Source organism: Pseudomonas fjordensis, from assembly GCF_976987115.1.
The window spans coordinates 5,107,617-5,133,434 of record NZ_OZ336860.1; the positions used below are offsets into that span (position 1 = coordinate 5,107,617).

A 25,818-nucleotide genomic window follows, 5' to 3' on the forward strand; every position below is an offset into this window, starting at 1 on the left:
GCGCCGCTCAACCGCGCTCAGAGGGCACCGACGATAACTCGAACGGGCTGCTGCTGCGGCGCTGGTTACGGTCTTCGCGAGGGGTGGCGCCGAAAAAATTGCGGTAGGCGCTGGAGAAGTGCGGCCCTGAGGAGAAGCCGCACGACAGGCCGATCTGGATGATCGACTTGCTGGTTTGCATCAACATCTGGCGCGCCTTGTTCAGGCGCAATTCCAGGTAGTACTGGCTGGGAACACGGTTGAGGTATTGCTTGAAGATCCGTTCAAGCTGTCGTCGTGAGACGCACACGTGCTGGGCGATTTCGTCGGTGGTCAGCGGTTCTTCGATATTGGCCTCCATCAGCAAAACCGCCTGGGTCAGCTTCGGATGGCTGGAACCCAGGCGATTTTGCAATGGAATACGCTGGCGCTCGCCGCCTTCGCGGATGCGTTCTACTACCAACTCTTCGGACACCGCACCGGCCAGCTCCGCACCGTGGTCACGGGCCAATACCGCCAGCAGCAGGTCGAGTACCGACATGCCGCCGCAGGCAGTGAGGCGATCACGGTCCCAGTCGAACAAATGGCTGGTGGCAATGACCTTGGGGAACCGCTCGGCGAAATCGTCCTGCCAGCGCCAGTGCACGGCGGCGCGGTAGCCATCGAGCAGGCCCAGTTGGGCCAGCGGGTACACGCCCGCCGACAAGCCGCCGATTACACACCCTGCCCGAACAAGCTGCTTGAGCGCGGAACTCAGTGGCGAAGCGATGACCGTCGGCGGTTCGTCGGCCAACAGGAACAGCTTCTGAAAGCCCTCCAGCTTACCGGCCCACGGCTCACCCGGCAGTTGCCAGGCACCTTCGACGGCGGGCTCGGCGAGCAAAAACGACAGCTCGTAGATCACATCCGGATGCACCCGCTGGGCAACGCGCAAGGCCTCCTCAGCCAGCGCAAGCGTAAGGGCTTTTGTGCTGGGCCAAATCAGGAAACCAATTTTGTGGGCGGTCATGGAGTGCTATCCAAAGCGAAAACAGTGAAAGAAGCTGTGGGCCAATGCTAGCCCGTAAACCAACACAAATCTCAAAAACAATGAAGACCTGCTTCCCTGTAGGAGCGAGCTTGCTCGCGAAAAACCTGAGAACGACACGGGGTATCAAGCTTGCCGCGTTATCGTTGACGATCTTCGCGAGCAAGCTCGCTCCTACAGGGGGTGGGTGGCAGTCTTGATTATTTCAAACTGCCAGAGAGGAACTGCTGCAAACGCTCCGACTGCGGGTTGACCAGCACTTCCCGCGGGTTGCCACGTTCTTCAACCACGCCTTTGTGCAAAAACACCAACTGGTTCGAGACTTCACGGGCAAAGCCCATTTCGTGGGTCACCACCACCATGGTGCGGCCTTCCTGGGCCAGGTCCTGCATCACCTTGAGCACTTCGCCTACCAGCTCAGGGTCGAGCGCCGAGGTCGGTTCGTCGAACAGCATCACCTCTGGCTCCATCGCCAGGGCGCGGGCAATCGCCACGCGCTGTTGCTCACCACCGGACATATGGCCGGGGAACGCATCCTTACGATGGCCCACGCCGACCTTGGCCAGGTAGTGCTCGGCCTTTTCACGCGCTTCTTTCTTCGACACGCCCAGCACGTGCACCGGCGCTTCCATCACGTTTTCAAGCGCGGTCATGTGCGACCACAGGTTGAAATGCTGGAACACCATGGACAGGCGCGAACGCATGCGCTGCAACTGCTTGGGGTCGGCGGCCTTCATGGCGCCGTCTTTGTTGGCGACCAGTTTGAGCTCTTCGTTATTGAGCAGAATCTTGCCGGCGTGGGGTTGCTCGAGCAGGTTGATGCAGCGCAAAAAGGTACTTTTGCCCGAACCGCTGGAGCCGATGATGCTGATCACATCGCCGGCGGCGGCGGCCAGGGACACACCTTTGAGCACTTCATGACTGCCATAGCGTTTATGCAGGTCTTGGACTTCAAGCTTGTACATGCGGTCGGTTCTCACAAAAACAGGTGGTCAGTCGTTGAGCAAGCGCCCGCAGCGCAGCGCTTCGCGCCCCGCCACCTTGGCCAGCCAGAAACCCGCTTGGGCATAACGTAGCCGTTCAACGGCAAACAACACCCCCGAGGTGCCCGCGCAAATAGTGCTTACGCGGTCGGTGAGGGGGTCAATCACTTCAAAAATCTCGTCGCCGGTTTCTACCCAGTCGCCAGCTTTACGCAGGTAACTGATCACCCCGGCGTGGGGCGCGAACAACAACTCGGTGCCTTCGAACGGCACGCCTTCGCACGGCTCAAACTGCGGCGCAGGCCATTGGCCCTTGATCAGGCCTTGCTCGGCGAGAAAGGCCAGGATGCCTTCGGCGTGGAAGATCGCTTCATCACGGCCGGTATCAGCCTGGCCGCCCAGTTCCAAGGTCGTCGCCAGACAGGCCAGCGGAATCTGCGCCTCGGGGAACATGCGCGACAACCGCAGCCATGGCAACGAGCACGCTTCGTCAAATGAACTGCCGCCGGAATCTTCCGCCAGCAGGCCGACCTTCACATTCAAATGTGCCGACAACGAACGCCACTGGGGCCAATGCTGGGGCAGCGCGTACATATGCAGCGCGGCTTCAGCGTCGCAATGCAGGTCAAGCACCACATCGGCGGTGCAGGCGTGGCTCAGCAGGATGCGTTGCATGCCTTGCAGCTGGCTGCTCGGTTCGGGCAAGGCATTGAGCGCATCGCTCATGGCCTGGCGGATCAGGCGCACATTGGCGTGCGGGTCGTCCCCCAGCTTGCCTTGCAGCAACTCGGCCACCGGCTCGCTCAGTTCGACAAAATCGCGGTTGAAATTCTTGCCGCTGCCGACTTCGAAACGCCCCTGGTGGCTGCCCTGCAACAACTGGCCGAGACCCATCGGGTTGGCGACCGGCACCAACTCGATCACGCCGTTGAGGGCGCCTTGCTGTTCCAGCGCCACAAGGCGCTTTTTCAGTTCCCAGGCGGCGCGCATGCCAGGCAATTCATCGGCGTGCAGGCTGGCCTGGATATAGGCCTTGCGCTCGCCACTGCCGAAACGAAACACGCTCAGCTGGCGCTCGCAGCCCAGGTGCCCCCAGGGCAGCAGATGGTCGATACGTTCCATATCAGTGCTTCCGTGGAGCCAGGTAGCTCAGCCAGCGGCGCTCGGCCAACTTGAACAGGCGCACCAGGATGAAGGTCAGGCACAGGTAGAACACGCCGGCGGTGATATAGGCTTCGAACGGCAGGTAGTACTGGGCGTTCACCGTGCGCGCGGCACCGGTGATGTCGATCAGCGTGACGATGGAGGCCAGGCTGGTGGTCTGCAGCATCATGATCACTTCGTTGCTGTACTGCGGCAGCGCACGGCGCAGGGCCGACGGCAACAGGATGCGGCGGTACAGCTTGTAGCGCGACATGCCCATGGCCTTGGCCGCTTCGATCTCACCGTTTGGCGTGGCCTTGAGGCTGCCGGCGATAATCTCGGCGGTGTAAGCGCTGGTGTTGATGGCAAACGCCAGGCACGCACAGAACGTGGCACTGGACAGCAGCGGCCACAGGAAGCTCTCGCGCACCACTTCGAACTGCGCCAGGCCGTAGTAGATCAAAAACAACTGCACCAGCATCGGCGTGCCGCGGATCACATAGGTATAGAGCCAGGCCACGCCGTTGACGACAGGCTGCTTGGACACCCGCATCAAGCCCAGGGGCAAGGCGGCGAGCAGGCCGAAGAACAGCGAGATGGCGAGCAGTTTCAGGGTGGTCAGCAAGCCGCCAAGGTACAGCGGCATGGCCTCCCAGATGACGTTGTAGTCGAAGATCATAGATCAGCCGCCCTTACGCCTACCGAGTAGCGCTTCTCAAGGTAACGCAAGGCCAGCAACGACACGCTGGTGATCACCAGGTACATCGCCGCCACTGCGAGGAAGAAGGTAAAAGGCTCGCGGGTGGCGTCTGCCGCCTGCTTGGCCTTGAACATCATGTCTTGCAGACCTACCACCGAAATCAGCGCGGTGGCCTTGGTCAATACCAGCCAGTTGTTGGTAAAACCAGGGATCGCCAGCCGAATCATCTGCGGCACCATCACCCGGAAAAACACCTGAAAACTGCTCATGCCATACGCCAGGCCGGCTTCGGCCTGGCCTTTGGGGATGGCCATGAAGGCGCCACGGAAGGTTTCCGAGAGGTAGGCGCCAAAGATGAAACCCAGGGTGCCGATACCGGCGGCCAAGGGGTTCAAGTCGATATAGTCGTCAAAGCCCAGCAACGGCGCGACGCGGTTAAGCAAGTCCTGACCGCCGTAGAAAATCAGCAGGATCAGCACCAGGTCGGGGATCCCGCGGATCACCGTGGAGTACAGGTCGCCCAGCCAAGCCAGCCAGCGTACCGGCGACAGGCGTAGCGCGACCCCGATCAGACCCAGAACAATGGCCAAGGCCATGGACGACAAGGCGAGCTGAAGCGTCAACCAAGCGCCATCGAGGATAACGGCCCCGTAGCCTTTCAACATGATTCAGGTCCTCGAAAAGGGGGATGAAAAAATGGCGCAAACTTCAGGATGACTGTTGCTTGCGCCATTTCGGACAGACAGCTGCGATGAATTACTTGGCGTCAGCGCCGTAAATATCGAAGTCGAAGTACTTGTCCTGGATTTTCTTGTATTCGCCGTTGGCACGGATGGCAGCGATGGCCGCGTTGATGCGCTCCAGGTTTTCCTTGTCGCCTTTGCGCACTGCGATGCCGATACCGTCGCCGAAGTATTTGGCTTCGGTGAACGATGGGCCTACGAACGCGTAGCCTTTGCCGGCGTCGGTTTTCAGGAAACCGTCTTGCAGCAGGGTGGCGTCAGCCACGGTACCGTCGAGACGACCGGCAGCCACGTCCAGGTAGATTTCGTTCTGGGTGCTGTAACCCTTGATTTCCGCACCTTTAGGAGCCAGGACTTCCTTGGCGAAACGATCGTGGATCGAACCGCGCTGCACACCGATCTTCTTGCCTTTGAGTTCATCCAGGCTGTCGCTGACGGTGGTGCCTTCCTTCATCACCAGGCGCGCTGGGGACAGGTAATAGCGGTTAGTGAAGTCCACGGATTTCTTGCGGTCTTCCGTGATGGACATGGACGACAGGATCGCGTCGATCTTGCGCACTTTGAGTGCCGGGATCAGGCCATCGAATTCCTGCTCGACCCAGGTGCACTTGACGTCCATCTGCTTGCACAGGGCGTTGCCGATGTCGTAGTCAAAACCGACGATGCTGCCATCCGGCGCCTTCGAGGCAAACGGAGGGTAAGCCGCTTCGATACCAATTTTCAGCGGCTTGCCTTCGGCGAAAGCCTGCATGGACAGCACGGACAGCGCCAGGGCGCCCAACAGCACGAGTTTCTTCATCTTGGGACTCCATCGGTATAGGGCAAAAACAGCAGTATGAGCCATGGCCCACGATGCGGCGAAGGTGTAACCGAATAGCGGTGCTGCGTCCTGCGCGGGCGACACCTGCGACGACGAGCGAGTGATCGGCATTCTAACGACAGGCCGGAAGCCGATATTTCCTCAATGCGACAACAATTTACAGAAGCACTGAGAAAGCGGTTCCAACTCATTGACAGCCTCTGAATTTTATGCAGAGACAAAAGATATTAAACCTGATGATGCTGCAAATTGCGGGCCTATTATTCGCAAACCCTTCTAGCACGGCAAGTCTGGCGTTTAATCTTATTTTTTGGGGTGTCTAGAACGCGGTTTTTCGGGGCGTGGGCGTGGTCCATTGCCCCAGGTTTGTGGGGGCGGTTACACATTTGAGCGAGGCGGTAACATTCAGAAACGTCCTACGATGAAAACCGATATTTATTGGTTTGGTGGATATACAGGTGTGTCAGACCGCCACCACTGCCTGCTATGGAAAGCACCCCAAATGTGGGAGCGGGCTTGCTCGCGAAAGCGGTGGGTCAGCTAAATATGAGCCAACTGACCCACCGCTTTCGCGAGCAAGCCCGCTCCCACAGGGAATTGGCCTCGGCTCGAACGCCTACAAAAAAGCCCCACCCGGCTTGCACCGAATGGGGCTCTGTCCCACCTACCCCGCTTACGCGACGTTCATGGTCTTGTGCGTTTCAATCAAATGCGCCACAACGCTCGGATCTGCCAGGGTAGAGATATCCCCCAACCCATCGTACTCAGCCGTGGCGATCTTGCGCAAAATGCGCCGCATGATTTTCCCCGAGCGCGTTTTCGGCAGCCCCGGTGCCCACTGGATGACATCCGGCGAGGCAATCGGCCCGATTTCCTTGCGCACCCAGTTCTTCAATTCCAGGCGCAGCGCTTCATTGGGCTCTTCGCCATTTTTCAGGGTGACGTACACATAGATGCCCTGCCCCTTGATGTCATGGGGCACGCCCACCACTGCCGCCTCGGCGACTTTGGGGTGGGCAACCATGGCGCTTTCGATCTCGGCGGTGCCCATGCGGTGGCCGGACACGTTCAACACGTCATCCACACGACCAGTGATCCACCAGTAACCGTCCTCATCGCGACGTGCGCCGTCACCGGTGAAGTACATGCCGCGGAAGGTCTTGAAGTAGGTGTCGACAAAACGGTCATGGTCGCCGTACAGGGTACGCGCCTGGCCTGGCCAGGAATCCAGAATCACCAGGTTGCCCTCGGCGGCGCCTTCGATGATGTTGCCCAGGTTGTCCACCAGCGCCGGCACCACACCGAAGAACGGCCGCGCCGCCGAACCCGGCTTCAGCGCATGGGCGCCCGGCAGCGGACTCATCAGCGTGGCGCCGGTTTCGGTCTGCCACCAGGTGTCGACGATCGGGCAACGGGATTGGCCGACGTTCTTGTAGTACCAGTCCCAGGCTTCCGGGTTGATCGGCTCGCCCACCGAACCGAGCAGGCGCAGGCTGCTGCCGTCGGCGCCTTCGCAGGCTGCGGTGCCGGAGGCCATCATGGCGCGGATCGCGGTTGGTGCGGTGTAGAGGATGTTGACCTTGTGCTTGTCGACGATCTTCGCCACGCGGGTGATGTCCGGGTAGTTAGGCACGCCTTCGAACAGCAGCGTGGTCGCGCCATTGGCCAGCGGGCCGTAGACGATGTAGGTGTGGCCAGTGACCCAGCCAACGTCGGCGGTGCACCAATAGATTTCGCCCGGACGGTAGTCGAATACGCGCTCGTGGGTCAGTGCCGCATAGAGCAAGTAGCCACCGGTGGTGTGCTGCACGCCCTTAGGCTTGCCGGTGGAACCGGAGGTATAAAGGATGAACAGCGCTTCTTCGGCGCCCATCTCTTTTGGCGCGCAGACGGTGCCCGCCACTTTCATCAGGTCTTCGTACCAGATGTCGCGATGCTGGTTCCACTTGATCGCGCCATTGGTGCGCTTGCACACGATCACCTTCTGGATGCTGCTGGTTTCCGGGTTGGTCAGTGCGTCGTCGACGTTAGCTTTCAGCGGAATCTTCTTACCGGCACGGATGCCTTCGTCAGCGGTAATCACCACTTTCGACTTACAGTCGATGATGCGACCAGCCAGGGCTTCCGGCGAGAAACCGCCAAACACCACCGAATGAATCGCGCCAATGCGGGTACAGGCCAGCATGGCGACCACGGCTTCGGGGATCATCGGCATATAGATAGTCACCACGTCGCCGCGATGCACATCCTGGCCGCGCAGGGCGTTGGCGAACTTGCAGACTTCTTCGTGCAGCTCGCGGTAGGTGATGTTGCGGCTCTCGGCAGGGTCATCGCCCTCCCAGATGATTGCGATCTGGTCGCCCCGTTCGGCGAGGTGACGGTCCAGGCAATTGTAGGAAACGTTCAGGGTGCCATCGGCGAACCATTTGATGTCGACATGGTGGTCGTCGAAAGAGGTCTGCTTGACCGCGGTGAAAGGCTTGACCCAGTCAAGGCGCTTGGCTTGCTCACGCCAGAAGCCGTCGGGGTTGACCACCGACTGCTGGTACATGGCCTTGTAGGTCGCCTCGTCGGTCAGCGTGTTGGCTGCTACTTCGGGGCGAACGGGGTACAGGGAAGCCGCACTCATCTTTCTTACCTCGGTGACATAGTTGTTGTTGTATGGCCCCTGTTGTAGCCGGGGTGGGCCTATAGAACCATTCGACGATGGTAGTAACAAGACCCTACAAATTGCCCTGCTATGCCGTTTTACCGCTCTGGCCCGCGTGCTGCGGCGCCCGGCAGGTTTCTGAAAAAATCTTGATTGAGGGATTGTTACAAAAACCGCCAAAAGTGTTTATCAAAAGCACGGGTATATGAATATAACCGAGGCGCCTAAAATCAGCTCCGCCAACAAGGCACTCTGATTAACAACGCAACAGCCCCCACGAAGGCAACGTTAATCCGAACTTCCCAACTTTTAAGTGACACACGCGGCCTCACAAGGGCCCCGTGCCCCCTTTCGCCCTGAAGAAGGTAATGAAGCAATGAAAGCGTTATTAGTGATGGCCCTGAGCAGCCTGTGCGCCACCGCCGCCCTGGCTGACGAAGCCCCGACTGAACTGGCCGGCCAGAACGCCCCGATCGTTGAGGACTACACCTACAGCACACACTTGGATGTGGCCAAAGTCTTGTCCATGAGCAGCATTCCAGAAGTCTGCGAAGTTGTACCGGCGAAGATGGAATATGAAGACTCGCAAGGCCAGCGGCATATTCTTAACTATCAAGTGATGGGCAATGGTTGTTCTAACGGCTAACAACTTCTGAAGTTGGATTCTTAATTGCCGCAAGAAATCGTTCTTGCGGCCAAGAACCCGCTTTGAATACACCCCACATCAATTGTGGGAGCTGGCTTGCCTGCGATGGCGATTTCAGCCACGACCACTCTTTTTACGCCCGCTTCCCCTGCCCCAAAAAAAACATCCCCGCCCGTCAAAAAACCCCACCCCCTGCAAAGCCTTGCAAACACTCGCTTTGGCCGAAAACCACTTCATTTTGGCGCTCCCAAGTGACCATCCGCCGCAACACAAACCCAATTTTTTCCCTATAATGCGCGGGTAAATCGGGCCTGCAATATCCCTTTACACAGGGATAAAGAGCCAGACCTTGAGCCTGCGCTGCAGCAAGCACGCATCGCTGCGCCCCTCAAGCCTCATGCAGCACCCGTAACCTGATTCCGTTTATTTGCCTGCGCGAGCTGTTGCAACAAACGATTCCTTAAGATCCACCGCGGCCCAAGGGCCGTGTGAACACCCAACCATCCGGTTTCACACGGGCACCTTTGAGCCCTCACGCAGGAGACGACACGTCATGCTGAGCTGGGACGAATTCGACAAAGAAGAAGAAGGCGAAGTAGCCGCTAAAGGCGCCAACGCCGGCCACGCCACCGAAGCCAACATGGACCGCCTCGACGGTGCCGGCGCCGCTGCCGCCGTGGAAGCCCGCGCCGTTACCGCCAACGACTCCGCCGCCATCGTGCGCGCCAAGGCCGCCCTGGACAAACTCGACGTCGCCGAAGGCCTCGCCGAGCTGGAAGGCGCCTCTGCCCGCGTCGCCGTTGACGAAAAGCGCATGATCAACTGCCGCGCCGACCTCAACCAACTCGTGCCCTTCAAGTACGACTGGGCCTGGCAGAAGTACCTCGACGGCTGCGCCAACCACTGGATGCCGCAAGAGGTCAACATGACCGCCGACATCGCCCTGTGGAAAAACCCCGAAGGCCTGACCGACGACGAGCGCCGTATCGTCATGCGCAACCTGGGCTTCTTCTCCACCGCCGACTCCCTGGTGGCCAACAACCTGGTGCTGGCCGTGTACCGCCTGATCACCAACCCGGAGTGCCGCCAGTACATCCTGCGCCAGGCCTTCGAAGAAGCGATCCACACCCACGCCTACCAGTACTGCATCGAATCGCTGGCCATGGATGAAGGCGAGATCTTCAACATGTACCACGAGATTCCATCGGTCGCCAAAAAGGCCGCCTGGGGCCTGAAATACACCCGTTCGATCTCCGATCCGAAGTTCGAAACCGGCACCGTCGACACCGACAAAGAGCTGCTGCGCAACCTGGTCGCTTACTACTGTGTACTGGAAGGCATCTTCTTCTACTGCGGCTTCACCCAGATCCTGTCCATGGGCCGCCGCAACAAAATGACCGGCGTGGCCGAGCAGTTCCAGTACATCCTGCGCGATGAGTCGATGCACCTGAACTTCGGTATCGACGTGATCAACCAGATCAAAATCGAAAACCCACACCTGTGGGATGCCGAGATGAAGGAAGAAGCGACCCAGATGATCCTGCAGGGTACGCAGCTGGAGATCGAATACGCTCGCGACACCATGCCTCGTGGGGTGTTGGGTATGAATGCGGCGATGATGGAAGATTATTTGAAATTCATCGCTAACCGTCGTTTGACGCAGATTGGCCTTAAAGAAGAATACCCTGGCACTACCAACCCGTTCCCGTGGATGAGCGAGATCATGGACTTGAAGAAAGAGAAGAATTTCTTTGAGACTCGGGTGATTGAGTATCAGACGGGTGGGGCGTTGAGCTGGGATTAATTCAGACTAAGCACTAAAGGAAGCCCTGATATGTTCAGGGCTTTTTTTCGCCAGTGAAAAAGGAATTTCGCCAGTCACAACGCTATGAAACCGCCCTACCTGATAAGGACCACCCGTGAACCCAGACATGCTCGAAGCCGCCCCTAAGAGCTGAATACTCTCTGCCTCCGATAAGCCTACGATCTCTCTATTTTTTTCATTCAAAACCAGCGCCTAACCTTCCACTTCATCGGAAGTGCAAATCCGTGAGCCAATATGCCGAAAAAGGCAATCCACTCGATGATCGGATATTGAATAATAAAATCAGTCCTAATTCCAAAAAAAGGAAACTCGCCATACTTAATCACCTCAATATAGGACACTACGAAAAAACCGTTAAATATCACACATGAAAATAACTTTAAGGTATTAAGATCCTCCCCCGAAAGCCTTGCCCTTAAGGCATACGCACCGACCACGCCAAAAACCACAAATACCAAAGCATAGAACACAATCAATCTACCACCCCCTTATACACCTGCTTCCCTGTCTCATAATCGATATACATCTCAACACCTAATGGAAACTTCCCCATTTTTTTGTAAGCCCTTTCTTTATCTGATCGTATATATCTGAACAACCGCCAAGCATCCGATTTCAATACAAGTCTACGCAGACTGTAAAAAGACATAATCATATCTGTGCCACCGTAAACTAAGTCACCTCCACTTTCGCTATACCCTAGGGACTCTGCAGTGCCGCGATATCCATCTCTGACCGGCCCAACTGTATCGGAATGCCCCTCGATCAGATTCCTACCATTTTCGTACATGTTATTAGCGCCGTGTGCCATGATCGGGATGCCAGCCAGCAAACACAGCGTACCGACTGAGGCGTAGCAAATTCCTGCTCCCGTCGCAAACTGGAGCGCGCCCGCGATAACCCCGATGCCTTTCCTCCCCACCTCCAGAGATTGGTTTATGAGGCTTTCTTGTTCATGCTTTATTTCTTTCAATCCCTGATCAATAGTTTTCCTACCTTCCTCAACATCTCTAACAATACTTCGCGCGTAATAAGCCACCTCCCGATTGAACTGTAACCGAACAACCCCATCATTAATATTCCGAGCACTTATGGTACAAGCCTGGTTAGTCAGATACACCGCAGCCTGACTAACCACCCAGAGGTCTTGAAAGGTAGGTTTCCGTTCTTCATCTTTTGTGGTCACCGGCCTGTCTCCCAAGTACTGAAGCCACTTGTTCCCGCCTGATGGTGAGTCCAGATTATTTCGCGATATTTGAGCGCAACATGCTCTTGTGCCTCGGCATCAATATGCAAAACAGAATGGGGGACGTCGACGGTGAGGTCGGTGATGATGCAGCCGCGAATATCGACGCTGTAGTATTTTTCTTGCCTGCCCGATGGGGAGATACGGTAAAAATTAATCACACAGTTGAGCTCTTCTCTATTGGAAAGCGCTACTGCCAGTAAGGGAGACGATTTGTCGATGTTTTTGGTGATTGCAATAGGCCCATGACTCGACGCCCTGACGTTGCCTCTGTTGGCCATATTATGGTGGAAGGACAGCACCATTATCTCGTCGCAGTGCCCCTCTTGCCACTTGTTGCCTATAGAGTCGTGAGTCGAACATTTTGCAGAAATGAGACCTTGGGATTTGCCGTTGATGGTCATGTAGCCGTGGTTTGCCATGGGATTAACGCCTTGTTGTTTTTGGCATTTACCATACGAAAAATTGCAAATAGGAAATATCGGAAAGTTCGCTTTAAGTGGTACGAGCGGTATGTAGGAAATTTAACCCACACTCCGATCAGTCAGCCAAAACACTTGTAAGAACTACCTGCACTCGCTTTCGAGTGAGCATGCCGGAACCTCAGAAGCCCCACTCCTGGCTCAGGGGTAGTAAACTCGTATCGCCATAAACGCATGGACCGTCGCACGCACACAGAAGAGCGCAGAGGCTGACCCGCTGAACCGTCAACCTGAACCCCGACAGGCAAGCGCCAGTCACAACGCTATGAAACCGCCCTACCTGATAAGGACCACCCGTGAACCCAGACATGCTCGAAGCCGGCCCCGCAGACGCCAAAGTACTTTCCGTCTTTGACTTCGACGGTACCCTCACCCACCACGACAGTTTCGTGCCCTTCCTCAAGTTCGCCTTTGGCACCGGTGAGTTTTATGGCCGGATGGTCAAGCTGGCAGTGCCAGGGCTGCGGTTTTTGGTGCGGCAGATCAGCCGGGATGAGTTAAAGGCGCAGTTGATTTGCACCTTCATGACCGGGGTGGAGAAGGCTTGGGTTGAGCAGCAAGCGCAGGAATATTGCCAGGCGCGCTGGAGCAAGTTGATGCGTCCGAGTGGGTTGCAGTCGGTGGCGGATGAGGTGAAGTCCGGGGCGGTGGTGACGCTGTGTTCGGCGTCGCCGGCGTTGGTGTTGCAGCCGTTTGCCGACCGGCTTGGCATTCGTTTGATCGGCACTGAGCTTGAGGTGGTGGATGGGGTGCTGACCGGCAAGCTCACCGGGAATAATTGCCGTTGTGAGAACAAGGTGCTGCGGCTTGAGGCGGTGTATGGGGACCTGGGGGAGTATCGGCTCAGGGCCTGGGGCGATACGCGCGGCGATCGAGAGTTGTTGGCGGCGGCGCAGGATGCGCATTTTCGGCATTTTCATGCGAAGAAGAAAAAGCGGGCTCGGTTGCAGCGGTGATGCGGGTGGGCGGGGTTAACGGGTGAACCGAGGCGATCCCATCGCAGCCTCGCTGGGGCTCGACAGCTCCCACATTTGAGCTTTGTTGAGGCTTAGGCCGACGTCTTCAGGTCTACACCCAGTGCTGTGGCAAAGGCTTTCACCATCGGGCTTCTCGGCGCGTTGTGGCGCAGGATCAGGTTGAACGCGGTGCTCAGCTGTACCTGCTCCGGGCACAGTGCGCGCAGGCGTCCTTCCCTTACCAGTGGCGTGGCGTAGTGTTCCGGCAGAAAACCCAAAAAGCGGCCAGTCAGGATCAGGATGGCGACGGCTTCCACTTGTGAGGCCGAGGCGGACTGGCTGTCGTGGTTGACGAAGTTGGCCTTGTCGCGATGGATCGCATACCGATGGTTCACCACTTCATATTGGCGAAGGGCGTCGGGGGTGATGTCGCTGGCGGTGAACAGTGGATGCCCTACGGCGCAGTAGGCGTGGGCCTTTTCTTCGTAGAGCGGGAAGTAGTCGAATTCTTCACGGCGTTGGTACACCGGGACGATGCCGGCGACCAGGCGCCCTTCCACGACGCCGCGTTCAACTTCGTCCAATTGCGAGGCATGTAGGCGCAATCTTATTTTTGGCGATTGGCGATGTAAGTTGCCCAGGGCGGTAATCAGCGGCGAGTTAACGTCGGAGACGGTGTTATCGATAACGCCCACACTCAGGTCGCCGATGAGTTCATTCTGTGCCGAACTAAGCTTGTCGCGAAAACTGTCCACCGAGGAGAATAACTCGATGGACGCTTGATACACCAACTTGCCTTCTTCGGTCAGCCCGAACCCTTCGCGGCCCCGTGTGCACAGGCGCATGCCGATGCGAATCTCAAGGTCAGAGATCTGTTTGCTGATGGCGGCCAGGCCCACGTTCAACTCGTTTTGCGCAGCACTGAAGCCGCCGGCTTCGACCACGGCCATAAATACCCGCAGCAATTTAAAGTCCAGCCCACTCAGTTGCAGCGGTGCTCGTGTGCCGGGTTTTGGCGGCAGGTTTCCAGAAGTGGAAAGTGGGGTTTCCATAATGCGCGTTGACCTCGAGTGCCATATTCAACAGGCTTGAACCCAATCCTTGAACATAGCCAGGCGGCGATAATGAACATAAACATCCGCCCTTGGCAACCTTGAATACGGCGCGTCAGATGCCGGTTCTACACCGATAAACTTCTGTTGAAACTGCCTCCGACTCTTCTAAAAACAAGCGTGAGGAATACCCATGTCCCAGCCCACCGACCGCCTTTGGGGCGCTCGTTTCAAGACCGGTCCGTCTGCGGCGTTGGCCGCGTTGTCGCGCTGCCCTGAGCGTTATTTTCGCCTGACGCCCTACGACCTGGCCGGCTCCCGCGCCCATGCCCGTGAGTTGCAGCGCGCCGGTTTGCTGGATGAGTCAGAAACCCTACGCACCCTCGAAGCCCTGGACCGTATCGGTGAAGATTTCGCCGCTGGCCAGCTGCATCCCACCCTGGATGATGAGGACGTGCACACCTTTATCGAACGCGTATTGACCGAACGCCTGGGCGCCCTTGGCGGCAAGTTGCGCGCCGGGCGCTCGCGCAATGACCAGACGGCCAACGATCTGCGCCTGTTCCTGCGTGACCATGCCCGCACCATCGCCACTGAGGTGTTGGGCCTGCAGCAGGCGTTGGTCGAGCAGGCCGAGCAACATGTAGAGAGCATCTGCCCGGGCTTTACCCATTTGCAGCAGGCGCAACCCATTGTGTTCGCCCATCACTTGTTGGCTCACGCACAGTCGATGCTGCGCGATGTGCAGCGCCTGGTGGATTGGGATGCGCGTACGGCGCTGTCGCCATTAGGCGCGGCAGCCATGGCAGGTTCCGCGATAGCGCGTCAGCCAGAACACTCAGCCAAGGAAATGGGCTACACCGGGCCCTGCGAAAACTCCATCGACGCTGTCGCCAGCCGTGACCATGTGGCGGAGTTCCTGTTTGTGGCGGGCATGCTCGGGGTGAATATTTCGCGACTGTCGGAGGAGTTTTGCCTGTGGTCGTCGCGCCAGTTTCGCTGGGTGGTGTTGGACGATGCCTACGCCACCGGCAGTTCGATCATGCCGCAGAAAAAGAACCCGGACATTGCCGAACTGGCGCGGGGCAAGGCCGGGCGTTTGATTGGCAACCTGACCGGGTTGATGTCGACGCTCAAGTCGTTGCCGCTGTCGTACAACCGCGATTTGAGTGAAGACAAGCACAGCGTGCTGGACAGCGTGGACACCTTGCTGCTGGTGTTGCCGGCGATGGCCGGGATGGTGGCGACCATGAAGGTGCAGGTAGAGGAGTTGCGGCGCCAGGCACCGATGGGTTTTACCTTGGCGACGGAGGTGGCGGATTGGTTGGCCACCCGTGGTGTGCCGTTCAAGGAGGCCCATGAAATAACCGGCGCGCTGGTGCAGGCCTGTGAACAGCATGAGATTGAGTTGTGGCAAGCCTCACCGGCGATGTTGGCCGAGGTGGATGGGCGGCTCACCCCGGACGTGCGCGATTGCCTGACCCTGGAGGCGGCGATTGCGGCGCGCAGTGGCTGGGGTGGTACGGCGCCGGAGCGGGTGAAGGAGCAGATTGGGCGGTTGACGGTGGCGTTGGCGGCTCAGCAGGAGTGGGCTGAAAGTTATCAAGGATTTCGAATTTAAACCGGTGACGATCGTTCCCACGCTCTGCGTGGGAATGCATCCCGTGACGCTCCGCGTCGTCACGTTACGCGCCAACGGCGGGACGCGGAGCGTCCGAGGCGGCGTTCCCACGCGAAGCGTGGGAACGATCATGCATCAAGAATAATTTTGGAGTAGCAGCATGAACCAAACCCCGGCAGAGCGCTTGGAAGCCGAGCGCAAGTTGTCCGAGAACCAGTTCGATATCACGCAGTACGAGCATGTGCCGCGGCGCTATTACGGGCGGATGTTTTTTGCCACCCTGATCGTGATTGTGTTGGCGGCGCTGTTGCGCGCGTTTGCCAATGGCCAGATCGAATGGTCCTACATTGGCCAGTTCCTCACGTCTGAGGCGATCCTCTGGGGCCTGGTGAACACCATCGTCATGTCTATCCTGGCGATGGCGCTGGGCGTGGTGATCGGGGTGATCACGGCGATCATGCGCATGTCGGCCAACCCCATCCTGCGTTACGTGGCCATCACCTACACCTGGCTGTTTCGCGGCACGCCGCTGATTTTGCAGTTGCTGCTGTGGTTCAACCTGGCGCTGATCTTCCCGGTGATCGCGATTCCGGGCCTGTTCAGCATCGACACCGTCGACCTGATGACGCCCTTCGTGGCCGCCCTGCTCGGCTTGAGCATCAACCAAGGCGCCTACACCGCCGAGGTGGTGCGCGCCGGTTTGCTCTCGGTGGACACCGGCCAGTACGAGGCGGCCAAGTCCATCGGCATGCCGAGCCTGCAAGCGCTGCGCAGGATCATTCTGCCGCAGGCCATGCGCGTGATCATCCCGCCGGTCGGCAACGAGTTCATCAGCATGGTGAAAATGACCAGCCTGGCCAGTGTGATCCAGTACTCGGAGCTGCTGCACAACGCGCAAAACATCTACTACGCCAACGCCCGGGTGATGGAGCTGCTGATTGTGGCGGGCATCTGGTACCTGGCGGTGGTGACTGTTCTTTCATTTGGTCAAAGCCGCCTCGAGCGTCGTTTTGCCCGCGGCGCCGGCAAGCGTTCGTAAGTCTGGGTTGAGGAGATTTGCCCCATGAGAAGCATCGTCAAGGCTGTCAACCTGAACAAGTATTACGACCAGTATCACGCCCTGCGTGACATCAATATCGAGGTCGAGCAAGGCGAGGTGATGTGCATCATCGGCCCGTCCGGCTCGGGCAAAAGTACCCTGCTGCGTTGCGTCAACCAGCTGGAAAAAATCGACAAGGGCGGCCTGTGGGTCGATGGCGAACTGGTCGGTTATCGAGTGGTCGGCAACAAGCTGCACGAGATGAACGAAGCGCAGATCGCCCGCCAGCGCCTGGCCACCGGCATGGTGTTCCAGCGGTTCAATTTGTTCCCGCACATGACCGTGTTGCAGAACATCATCGAAGGCCCGTGCCAGGTGCTCAAACGCTCGCCCAAGGAAGCCATCGAAGATGCGCTGGAACTGCTGGCCCGCGTTGGCCTGGCGGACAAGCGCAATGCCTACCCGGTGGAATTGTCCGGCGGCCAGCAACAGCGTGTGGCAATCGCCCGGGCCTTGGCGATGCGCCCCAAGTTGATGCTGTTTGACGAACCCACGTCAGCCCTCGACCCGGAGCTGGTAGGCGAAGTGCTGTCGGTGATGCGCGATTTGGCCACCACCGGCATGACCATGATCGTGGTTACCCATGAATTGGGCTTCGCTCGCGAAGTGTCCAACCGCATGGTGTTTATGGACGCCGGCCAGATTGTGGAAGCCGGCAGCCCCGAAGACATTCTAATAAGCCCACAAAACCCGCGTACCCAAAGCTTTATTTCTGCCGTTCGCACTTAACTAAAAAACTAACGAGAACGCCCCCATGAAAAAGATGTTTATCCCTACCTTGCTTGCAGGCCTGATGGCCTCCTCGTGTGTATTCGCAGCCTTGCCGCAAGCCATCAAGGACAAGGGTGAGATCAGCGCGGCCATCGTGCCGAACTACCCGCCGATGGACTTCAAGGACCCGGCCACCAACAAGCTCACTGGTTTTGACTTCGACCTGGGCAACGCCCTCGCCGAACGCCTGGGCGTGAAGATCAAATGGCAGGAAACCGGCTTCGAGCAGATGCTCAGCGGCTTGACCACCAAGCGTGTGGACATCGTGCTATCAGGCATGACCGACACCGCCGAGCGCCAGAAAGCCGTGACCTTCATCGACTACTTCACCAGCGGCCCACAGCTGTACACCCTGGCCAAGCGTGAAGAGATCAAGGAATTGACCGACCTGTGCGGTAAAAAAGTCGGTACCAGCCGCCGCACCACCTGGCCGTCGGAAATTACCGCGTGGAGCAAGGCAAACTGCGAAGCGGCGGGTAAGCCGGCAATCGTGGTGATCGGCACCGAAGGCTCGGCAGATGCCCGGGCGCAGTTGCAGCAGAACCGCCTGGATGCGGCGATGCAGGGCAGCGAGACCATTCCTTATTTGATGTCGTTGGACAAGGGTAAGTACAAGCCGGTGGGCCTGGCGATTTCCAAGCAGTTCACCGGGCTTGGGATTGAGAAGAGCAATACCGAGTTGGTCACGGCGATCAGTGAAGCGTTGCAGGGCATGATTGATGATGGGACGTACGGCAAGATCCTGAAGAAGTGGGATCTGGAGCAGGGTGCGGTCGAGAAGATCAGCATCAACGCAGGCCAGTAAACACTGCAAAACCCTGTGGGAGCTGGCTTGCCTGCGATAGCGGTGGTTCAGCCAATGACGATGCAAACTGGCCCACCGCTATCGCAGGCAAGCCAGCTCCCACACTGGTTCTGTGTTCACATTTAAGTTGTGTTGTCGTGAAGGTATAACAAGGATCCCACCCCACCGTGGCCACCTACTCCCTGGTAATCCGTCGCCTGATGATCTGCTCGGTGACCATCGTGGTCAGCCGCGCCATGACCAGCCCGTTGCTGGCCCTCTGGCTGAGCACACGCCTGGGCCTCAACCAGCAGGACATCGGCCTGCTGATGGGGATTGCCGTGTTCATCGCCACGCTCCTGGGGTTGTACGGCGGCTACATCATCGACCGCCTGGAAAAGCGCAAGCTGCTGATCCTGGCCATGCTCTCCAGCTCCATCGGTTTTTTGTTGCTGACCTTTGCCAGCAACCTCTACCTCACCACCCTGACCCTGGTGATCACTGAGGCCGCGTCGGCGTTGTTCCTGATCGGCTCCAAGGCGATCATCAGCGAGAACCTGCCGGTGGGTGAGCGCGCCAAAGTGTTTTCACTGCGCTACACCCTGACCAATGTGGGCTATGCGACGGGCCCGATGTTGGGCGTATTGATTGCCGGCCAACTGCCGTGGGCGCCGTTCCTGATTGCCAGTGCCATTGCCTTTGGCAGCCTGTTCCTGATGATCGGTATTGCGCCGACCCAACGGGACGACAGTCACAAACCCCAGAGTTTTCTCAGCACCCTGCGCACCTTGCGCAACGACCGCACGTTGATCCTGTTCACCAGCGGCAGCCTGTTGAGCACCATCGTCCATGGGCGCTACACCCTGTATCTGTCGCAGTTTCTGCTGGTGGCCTACACACCCGACCAGGCACTGAAAATTCTGTCGGCGGTGCTGGCCTGTAACGCAATCACCGTGATTTTGATGCAGTACCAAATCGGTCGATTCCTCAAGCGCGAGCAACTGCGCCATTGGATCGTGCTGGGTACCTTATTGTTTATTGCCGGGTTGGTCGGCTTCAGCCAGGCGAACAGTCTGCTGAGCTGGTGCCTGGCGATGTTCGTGTTCACCTTGGGCGAGATGATCATCTACCCCTCGGAATTTCTGTTTATCGACACCATTGCGCCGGATGCGCTACGGGGCAGTTACTACGGTGCCCAGAACCTGGCCGCGTTTGGCGGGGCCATGAGTCCGGTGATTTGTGGCTACCTGCTGATCAACGCGGCACCCACCAGCATGTTCTTTGCCCTGGCCGCACTTACTGCCATAGGCGGCACCCTGTGTTTCTTGAGCGGGCGCCGCGTGGCAGGTTCTTGCTGATATTTACCCAAGATCCGGCTATTAATAGCCAAACCTCTGACGGACCCGAGCCCCATGAAATTCGACACGGCCTACAGCCTGAGTCTCGACGACAAGCTGTCGATCTACGACGTGCGAGACCTGAATTTCGACGAAACCACCGGCTTCGATTCCGACAAGGACAGCTTCCTGTGCCCCAACGACGCCTGCCGCGCGGCCTTCGATAGCGCCAATGCGTTGAGCACTTTCAACGCCAAGAACGTCAACTACCAGCGCACGCCGCACTTCAAGAACAAACCCGGCACTCGGCATATCGATGGCTGCCGCTATGCCGGCAGCCATAAATCGGCGACGGGTGAAAGTGATGACGAGCGTGAGGAAAATTTCCCATCGGAGTTTGTGCTGACGCGGCGACTGTACGCGCCTAAAACACCGGTAGTCAGCACCGATGCAAGCGCCCTACAGGCACCGACGAAAGCGCCTGCAAACCGCGCTACGACATCCTCTGGCAGTAATGACACAACCCCGGACAAAACCAGCGTGTTCGCACACCCGGTGGAGTGCTACGTGTCCAACATCGATGACAAGGACAAGCTCAAGGCCATGCCCTTGAAGATCGGTGAACACACGGCGACCTACTGGGCATTCTTCAAGAAGATCGAATACCTGCAAGACAACCAGGGGTTGATTTACTGGGGCAAGATCAAGGCTATCAAGGACTACACCAGCAGCTTTCGCATCGACTTCGAGAAGAAGGTGTGGCTCGACAAAAAGCCTTATTCGGTGAACGTCTACCTGAGCAAAAAACTCATCGAAAACTACCGCAAGCGCACGGCATTCCTGGAGCAGATCAAGGCGGCGGCCAGCAGTGAACGGCCGCTGTATTGCTTTTTCTATGGGGTCACACCGCAGCTTATGCAGGTGCCCAGTAAGACAAACCCCGAGCAAACGTTCGGGGTATTCAGCGCCAAAATCGAGAACCTGGACCACCTGATTATTCGTGAGGCGCCAGGGCTGGAATCATAAGGGGTTGCATCGCCAGTGGATGAGCGGTAGAAACAACTGTACAAAAACACAGTATAGTTGCACCTCCCCTGTCGAACCTGGAGAAAACCCCATGTCCTCTCTGGCAATGAGTTCTTTCGTAGAACAACAGATCGTCCTGCATCAATTCACCGCCAAACACTGCGCGCAGGCGCGCGTCATGCTGGGCTGGAGCCGCGAAGAGCTGGCTCGCCAGGCTGGCGTGGCGGTGCAAGCAATTGAGCAATTGGAAGGCCACGGCGACGTGGACGATGAAACCCGTTTAGTCCTGGCGTTTCGCCTGGAGGCCGAAGGGCTGGTGTTTTTCCCGGGGTTCGCACCGGGGTGGGGGATGAGTGCGCGCCGGTTTGATACCCCGGCGGCGCAACCTTCTGTGCAAGGCCTCATTTCTCACTTGATGGGTTCAACAGTGGCAACCAGCAGAGGCTGACGCAATTTCAGCCGTTGGTGGCCTCAACTGTTTTATCTGGACTGGCTGGTATTTGCGTAAAAGGAATACCTGGGAGAAAAGCCGGTTCTCGGATGGCCTGCGAGGCTTGTTCATAACCATAGGCGACAGAGAGCAAGGTGGCTTCACTATTGCCGGAGCCATAAAAATAAAGTGCTGTCGGCATGCCTTCATCATCCATGCCTGATGGAACGGATATACCGGGGTACCCGGCCGCAGCACTGTAAAAATAGTTGTGGGACAGAAAGTTCGACACCATGGCGTCGAGCTTGTGCTCCTTCATGGGGTCATCAACGGTTTTCTGAAATACAGGAAGGATCGCTTCCCACAACGCCTCGCGTTTTTGCGGGGTGGTCTCCAGGTCATTGATCATTTCCAACAGTTTCTGGTCTGGCTCACCCGCTTTGTGCGTGCGTTTGATAAAAGCAATCAGCTCAGAAAGTGATTTGACCGGCAATCCCTCCCGCCCGGCCAGATAGTCGTCCAGTTGCTGCTTGACCTCGGAGAAAAGCGCTTCGTTATATTCTTCAAAAGCTTCATCTGACACGCTATCTTCCAGCGCCTCCACTGGCACCAGGATCGCACCCTGGGCCTTCAATACCTCCAGCGCCTGCTCATAGTGCTTGCGGTCTGCTCGCTTGGCTGGGTCCTTGGCATCCTCAGCAGACAGCTCAGGTAAAGGGGTATAGCCAATTCGCTTACCCTTCAAGGCGTCGGAACGCAGGCCTTTGGTGTAGACAGTGGTCTCGGTCATTGCATTAAGCGCTTCTGCCGCATCGCAGATATTGCGGGTGAAAGTCCCCACTGCATCCATCCGTGTGCTGGTCATGACGCCTTCGGTGCTGACCAGGCCCGTCGTGGTTTTCAGGCCAAACACACCGTTGTGGGCTGCTGGGCTGATGATCGAGCCGTTGGTTTCCAGCCCTAACGCCACCGGCACATGCCCTTGCGCTACAGCTACTGCCGAGCCAGAACTGGAGCCTGCCACCGGCCCGCCAAGTCGATGCGGGTTCAACGTCTGGCCACCTCGCGAACTCCAGCCATCGACAGCTGATAGTGAGCGAAAGTTGGACAGCTCACTCATATTGGTTTTGCCTACAATCACCACTCCGGCTTTCAGCAAATTGTCGACGACCTTGGCATTTTTAGTGGCCGGCGCGCCTACCAAGGCCTTTGAGCCTGCGCTGGTCTGCATGCGGTCGTTGGTTTCAAAGACATCCTTCAGCGCTATCGGCACACCATGCAAATGCCCGCGAACACGGCCATCGGCACGCTCCTTATCGCGGGCCTTCGCCTCACTGAGGGCATCCGGGTTGGTTTCCAAGAATGCATTGCCGCCCTGTAGCCCGCGATCAATATTGGCAATTTGCTTGAGCGAGTCCTTCAACAGTGACTCTGAGGTGACGCCGCCTCCTTGGCCCATCTCCACTGACATCTGGCAGGCACTTTTGAAGCCTTGCACAGGGTTTGAAAGCTCCTGAAGCAGGCCTGTCGCCCATCCACCTGCCGAAACTGGTCCGATCATCAAATGCCCCTCTGTTTGACTGAGTGTGAGCGCTATCGGTCGATAACACCGCACCAGTCTAAGAGCCGGCACCCCACCACTATTTCAGGCGAATCTTGCCACCGCGTCCTACCCTTCCCAGCCCGGTGTAGGCATCTATACCGTCTATGGCCGAAGCTGGCGGTAAGCGCGCACCAGTGCCGCCAAACCATCACCTGCCCAGCGCGCACCGTAAAACCAGACTCGGGAGCCATCCTCCAGGGTTTCACACACAAAGGGGTATCCGCTTCTTATGGCATGATGAAAGGCGGCCTGGGGATCCTCGGACACCAGGGCATCCAGGCGAAGACCTGCCACCTGCTCATCGATTTCACGACAGGCCTGCTGGCTGTCGCCACTGCGCTGCATGTCCACCGCTACCCATTGCACACCGGCGTGACGCAGGGTGTCGAAGACCCGCTGCAAAGCCGCACTGCGCTCAACCGGCGCTACCTGATTGCCCTGCACATAGTGCTCGGCATAGCCGATCCGATACCCGGTCAACGCCCGCGTGGCGGTGAAGGTGGTGTTATTCAATACTAGCGGTACTTCGACCATTACCGGTTCGGTAGGGTCCACGCCGCTGATGGCGACAAGTGATAGCGCCGGGTCACGTACTGGTCGTATATGGGGCGCCAGGGCGTTATACCCAGGGACGAGCGTGGCGCCCGCAGCCTGTTCGGCGCCAAAGACAATAGAAGTAGGTACTGCATGGGGTGGCGAAGCGGGCACGTCGGCGGCGTTTATTGGCGCGGGCAGCGGCTGGGCTGGGGCACAAGGCAACCCCATTCTCCAAAGCTTCTTACAGTGGCTGTCCATCGAAACGTCCTCCCGGAGATAAAATTCCCGCGGGATCATCGCACTCTCATTTGGCGTTTGTCGCAGAGCTGAAATCCGCTGAAAAACTCTTTTCCAAGCGGGTTTCGGCTCAGCCTGCTGCGTGTTCGTTAACCGGTTGAGGCTCCACTTCCAGCCACCAGGCATGCCCACGCTCGGGCTGGTTCAAGCGAAATGCCTGGCCCATTGCCGGGGTAGTGATCGAGACATTGCGCTCCCAGGCCAGGGCCATGATGCGGTCGAACGGTTCGTGCCAGGCGTGGAAGGCCAGGTCGAAGGTGCCATTGTGAATCGGCAACAGCCAGCGCCCTTTCAGATCGATATGCGCCTGCAGTGTCTGCTCCGGCTGCATGTGCACATGGGGCCAATCGACATTGTAAGCGCCGGTTTCCATCAGGGTCAGGTCAAACGGCCCGTATTGCTCGCCGATGCGTTTGAAACCGTCGAAATAGCCGGTGTCGCCACTGAAAAAGATACGTCGCGTGTCGTCGATCATCACCCAGGAGCACCACAGGGTCTGGTTGCCATCAAACAGGCCGCGCCCGGAAAAGTGCTGGGCCGGTGTGCAGACAAAACGAACGCCATCGACTTCGGTGCCCTGCCACCACTCCAGTTGGCGCACTTTGCTGGCGTCTACGCCCCATTTGACCAGCGTGTCACCCACGCCTAGGGGCGCCAGGAAGTAGCGGGTCTTTTCGGCCAATTGGACCACTGCTTTGCGGTCGAGATGGTCGTAATGATTGTGGGAAAGGATCACCGCTTCCAGCGCTGGCAGCTCTTCAAGGCTGATAGGCGGCTGATGAAAACGCTTGGGGCCGGCCCAACTGAAGGGCGAGGCGCGCTCGGCAAACACCGGGTCGGTGACCCAGAATTTACCGCGCATTTTCAGCAACACCGTTGAATGGCCCAGGCGATACACGCTGTGATCAGGGGCGGCCAATAACTGCTCGCGAGTCAGTGGCTGTACCGGAATCTGCCCCACCGGCCGAGTGGTGCGCGGTTTGTTGAACAGCATGTTCCAGAAAATACGCAGGGTCTTGCCCAAGCCACCGTGCTGCACCGGGGCGTCGTTGCTGAAGTGCCCCAGGCCCTGCTCGGCAGGTTTGGGCGCCGAGGGCGCAGGGTCGAGACGGGTTGAAATAGTGGCCATGACGAAGTGACTCCTGCGGTCCGCTCAAGTATTACACTGCACAGTGTAGTTTCTAGATTGCAACAAAATCCGGAGCAAGTAAACTGCCCGGTGTAATTTCATTGTTGAGTCGAATACCTTCCATGACTGCCCCCAAACGCCTCACCGAGCGTAAACGCGAAGCCATCGTGGCGGCGGCGATTGCCGAATTTCGCGAGAACGGCTTCGAGGTCACCAGCATGGACAAAATCGCCGCCACTGCGGGCGTTTCCAAGCGCACGGTGTACAACCATTTCCCCAGCAAGGAAGAACTGTTCGCCGAGATCCTCCACCAGTTGTGGGCCAGCAGTGTTGCCCAACTGGACGTGATCTACACCAGCGACCGCCCGCTGCGCGACCAACTGCGCACGTTGCTGGAAGCGAAAATGCAGATGATGTCGGACGCCAACTTCCTCGACCTGGCACGCGTGGCCATTGCTGCCACCATCCATTCGCCGGAGCGTGCGCAAGACATGGTCAACCGCCTCAGCGCACGGGAAGAAGGCTTTACCCAATGGGTACGCGCCGCCCAGGAAGACGGCCGCCTCACCTGCACCGACCCGGCGTTCGCTGCCCATCAGATCCAAAGCCTGCTCAAGGCCTTTGCATTTTGGCCGCAAATCACCCTCGGCCAGCCCACCCTCGACCTTGTCGCACAGGCCCACGTCATCGAATCAGCCATCGACCTGTTCCTCGCCGGTTACGAAGCCAGCACGCAACGCCCGCCCCAGTAAGCCCTGTTGCAGGCGCGACATTTAAGGTCGTTTCTGGCGCTTTTACCCGCTGTTTTGCGCAAATGGCCTGGAAGGACACTGATTATTCCCACGAGAATAATCGACAATTCACCGTTCTTATCCGACCACCGGCTCTGCCCGTTGACGCGTGCTGTTGCACCCGCAAAAAAAAGTTGACCC

At 58.0% G+C, this 25,818-nt stretch carries 25 protein-coding genes; 11 read left to right on the top strand and 14 right to left on the bottom strand.

Annotation, left to right across the window (positions count from 1 at the left end; all coding sequences use genetic code 11):
* Positions 1-7 precede the first annotated feature (7 nt).
* From argR to acs, 7 genes are all read right to left on the bottom strand, one after another.
* The gene (argR, locus tag ACWHXD_RS23260) at positions 8-988 is read right to left on the bottom strand and encodes a transcriptional regulator ArgR (RefSeq protein ID WP_014719597.1); all 981 of its coding nucleotides are present in this window, start codon (positions 986-988) and stop codon (positions 8-10) included.
* A 218-nt stretch (positions 989-1,206) separates the two neighbouring features.
* Positions 1,207-1,971 (bottom strand): ABC transporter ATP-binding protein, encoded by a 765-nt coding sequence (locus tag ACWHXD_RS23265; RefSeq protein ID WP_003193620.1) that lies wholly within the window; start codon positions 1,969-1,971, stop codon positions 1,207-1,209.
* Positions 1,972-1,998: 27 nt separating this feature from the next.
* Positions 1,999-3,111 (bottom strand): succinylglutamate desuccinylase/aspartoacylase family protein, encoded by a 1,113-nt coding sequence (locus tag ACWHXD_RS23270; RefSeq protein ID WP_138763533.1) that lies wholly within the window; start codon positions 3,109-3,111, stop codon positions 1,999-2,001.
* 1 nt (position 3,112) lies between these two features.
* Complete coding sequence (locus tag ACWHXD_RS23275; RefSeq protein ID WP_005790641.1) at positions 3,113-3,811, bottom strand: ABC transporter permease; 699 nt, start codon at positions 3,809-3,811, stop codon at positions 3,113-3,115.
* Positions 3,808-4,497: an ABC transporter permease gene (locus ACWHXD_RS23280; RefSeq protein WP_003193627.1), complete on the bottom strand. Its 690-nt coding sequence runs from the start codon at positions 4,495-4,497 to the stop codon at positions 3,808-3,810. The genes ACWHXD_RS23275 and ACWHXD_RS23280 overlap by 4 nt, the downstream gene beginning before the upstream one ends.
* A 91-nt stretch (positions 4,498-4,588) precedes the next feature.
* The gene (locus ACWHXD_RS23285; protein WP_032895631.1) at positions 4,589-5,374 is read right to left on the bottom strand and encodes an ABC transporter substrate-binding protein; all 786 of its coding nucleotides are present in this window, start codon (positions 5,372-5,374) and stop codon (positions 4,589-4,591) included.
* Positions 5,375-6,068: 694 nt separating this feature from the next.
* Positions 6,069-8,024, bottom strand: a complete 1,956-nt coding sequence (gene acs, locus ACWHXD_RS23290; RefSeq protein ID WP_005790645.1) for an acetate--CoA ligase — start codon at positions 8,022-8,024, stop codon at positions 6,069-6,071.
* Positions 8,025-8,421: 397 nt separating this feature from the next.
* Here acs and ACWHXD_RS23295 point away from each other — a divergent pair, with 397 nt between their 5' ends.
* Entirely contained in the window at positions 8,422-8,691 is a 270-nt protein-coding gene (locus ACWHXD_RS23295; RefSeq protein WP_003193635.1) for a DUF2790 domain-containing protein, read from the top strand.
* Positions 8,692-9,244: 553 nt separating this feature from the next.
* A complete protein-coding gene (locus ACWHXD_RS23300; protein ID WP_032895630.1) occupies positions 9,245-10,495 on the top strand; it encodes a ribonucleotide-diphosphate reductase subunit beta in 1,251 nt (416 codons plus the stop codon).
* Positions 10,496-10,695: 200 nt separating this feature from the next.
* On the opposite strand, the gene ACWHXD_RS23305 is transcribed toward ACWHXD_RS23300, so the two are convergent.
* Genes ACWHXD_RS23305 through ACWHXD_RS23315 form a run of 3 tightly spaced genes read right to left on the bottom strand, consistent with a single transcriptional unit; the run spans position 10,696 to position 12,184 of the window.
* A complete protein-coding gene (locus ACWHXD_RS23305; protein WP_138763532.1) occupies positions 10,696-10,992 on the bottom strand; it encodes a hypothetical protein in 297 nt (98 codons plus the stop codon).
* Complete coding sequence (locus ACWHXD_RS23310; RefSeq protein WP_138763531.1) at positions 10,989-11,702, bottom strand: DUF4225 domain-containing protein; 714 nt, start codon at positions 11,700-11,702, stop codon at positions 10,989-10,991. The genes ACWHXD_RS23305 and ACWHXD_RS23310 overlap by 4 nt, the downstream gene beginning before the upstream one ends.
* Entirely contained in the window at positions 11,699-12,184 is a 486-nt protein-coding gene (locus tag ACWHXD_RS23315; RefSeq protein ID WP_138763530.1) for an Hcp family type VI secretion system effector, read from the bottom strand. Before ACWHXD_RS23315 ends, ACWHXD_RS23310 begins: the two co-directional genes overlap by 4 nt.
* Before the next feature lie 368 nt (positions 12,185-12,552).
* On the opposite strand from ACWHXD_RS23315, the gene ACWHXD_RS23320 reads away from it, so the two are divergent.
* Positions 12,553-13,200 (top strand): HAD-IB family hydrolase, encoded by a 648-nt coding sequence (locus tag ACWHXD_RS23320; RefSeq protein WP_138763541.1) that lies wholly within the window; start codon positions 12,553-12,555, stop codon positions 13,198-13,200.
* 92 nt (positions 13,201-13,292) lie between these two features.
* Here the strand turns inward: ACWHXD_RS23320 and ACWHXD_RS23325 are convergent, their stop codons facing one another.
* Positions 13,293-14,252 (bottom strand): LysR family transcriptional regulator, encoded by a 960-nt coding sequence (locus tag ACWHXD_RS23325; RefSeq protein ID WP_138763529.1) that lies wholly within the window; start codon positions 14,250-14,252, stop codon positions 13,293-13,295.
* A gap of 193 nt (positions 14,253-14,445) precedes the next feature.
* Here ACWHXD_RS23325 and argH point away from each other — a divergent pair, with 193 nt between their 5' ends.
* From argH to ACWHXD_RS23360, 7 genes are all read left to right on the top strand, one after another.
* Positions 14,446-15,873: an argininosuccinate lyase gene (argH, locus tag ACWHXD_RS23330; RefSeq protein WP_138763528.1), complete on the top strand. Its 1,428-nt coding sequence runs from the start codon at positions 14,446-14,448 to the stop codon at positions 15,871-15,873.
* 160 nt (positions 15,874-16,033) lie between these two features.
* Entirely contained in the window at positions 16,034-16,912 is an 879-nt protein-coding gene (locus ACWHXD_RS23335; protein ID WP_016979819.1) for an amino acid ABC transporter permease, read from the top strand.
* 24 nt (positions 16,913-16,936) lie between these two features.
* On the top strand, positions 16,937-17,701 hold the full coding sequence (locus ACWHXD_RS23340) for an amino acid ABC transporter ATP-binding protein (RefSeq protein ID WP_003193648.1): 765 nt from the start codon (positions 16,937-16,939) through the stop codon (positions 17,699-17,701).
* A 25-nt stretch (positions 17,702-17,726) separates the two neighbouring features.
* Positions 17,727-18,548, top strand: coding sequence for an ABC transporter substrate-binding protein (locus ACWHXD_RS23345; RefSeq protein ID WP_138763527.1), 822 nt, complete (start codon positions 17,727-17,729; stop codon positions 18,546-18,548).
* Positions 18,549-18,715: 167 nt separating this feature from the next.
* Positions 18,716-19,885 carry an MFS transporter gene (locus ACWHXD_RS23350; RefSeq protein WP_032895621.1) on the top strand — a complete coding sequence of 390 codons (1,170 nt, stop codon included), beginning with the start codon at positions 18,716-18,718 and terminating at the stop codon, positions 19,883-19,885.
* 54 nt (positions 19,886-19,939) lie between these two features.
* Positions 19,940-20,890 carry a hypothetical protein gene (locus tag ACWHXD_RS23355; RefSeq protein WP_138763526.1) on the top strand — a complete coding sequence of 317 codons (951 nt, stop codon included), beginning with the start codon at positions 19,940-19,942 and terminating at the stop codon, positions 20,888-20,890.
* Between the two features lie 91 nt (positions 20,891-20,981).
* The gene (locus ACWHXD_RS23360; protein ID WP_138763525.1) at positions 20,982-21,338 is read left to right on the top strand and encodes a helix-turn-helix domain-containing protein; all 357 of its coding nucleotides are present in this window, start codon (positions 20,982-20,984) and stop codon (positions 21,336-21,338) included.
* A gap of 7 nt (positions 21,339-21,345) precedes the next feature.
* Here the strand turns inward: ACWHXD_RS23360 and ACWHXD_RS23365 are convergent, their stop codons facing one another.
* The 3 genes from ACWHXD_RS23365 to ACWHXD_RS23375 form a co-directional block, all read right to left on the bottom strand.
* Positions 21,346-22,791, bottom strand: coding sequence for an amidase family protein (locus tag ACWHXD_RS23365; RefSeq protein ID WP_138763540.1), 1,446 nt, complete (start codon positions 22,789-22,791; stop codon positions 21,346-21,348).
* Positions 22,792-23,025: 234 nt separating this feature from the next.
* A complete protein-coding gene (locus ACWHXD_RS23370; protein WP_238344612.1) occupies positions 23,026-23,688 on the bottom strand; it encodes a hypothetical protein in 663 nt (220 codons plus the stop codon).
* Positions 23,689-23,827: 139 nt separating this feature from the next.
* On the bottom strand, positions 23,828-24,886 hold the full coding sequence (locus ACWHXD_RS23375; protein ID WP_278914806.1) for an MBL fold metallo-hydrolase: 1,059 nt from the start codon (positions 24,884-24,886) through the stop codon (positions 23,828-23,830).
* A gap of 122 nt (positions 24,887-25,008) precedes the next feature.
* Here ACWHXD_RS23375 and ACWHXD_RS23380 point away from each other — a divergent pair, with 122 nt between their 5' ends.
* On the top strand, positions 25,009-25,638 hold the full coding sequence (locus tag ACWHXD_RS23380; protein WP_032895616.1) for a TetR/AcrR family transcriptional regulator: 630 nt from the start codon (positions 25,009-25,011) through the stop codon (positions 25,636-25,638).
* Positions 25,639-25,818 lie beyond the last annotated feature (180 nt).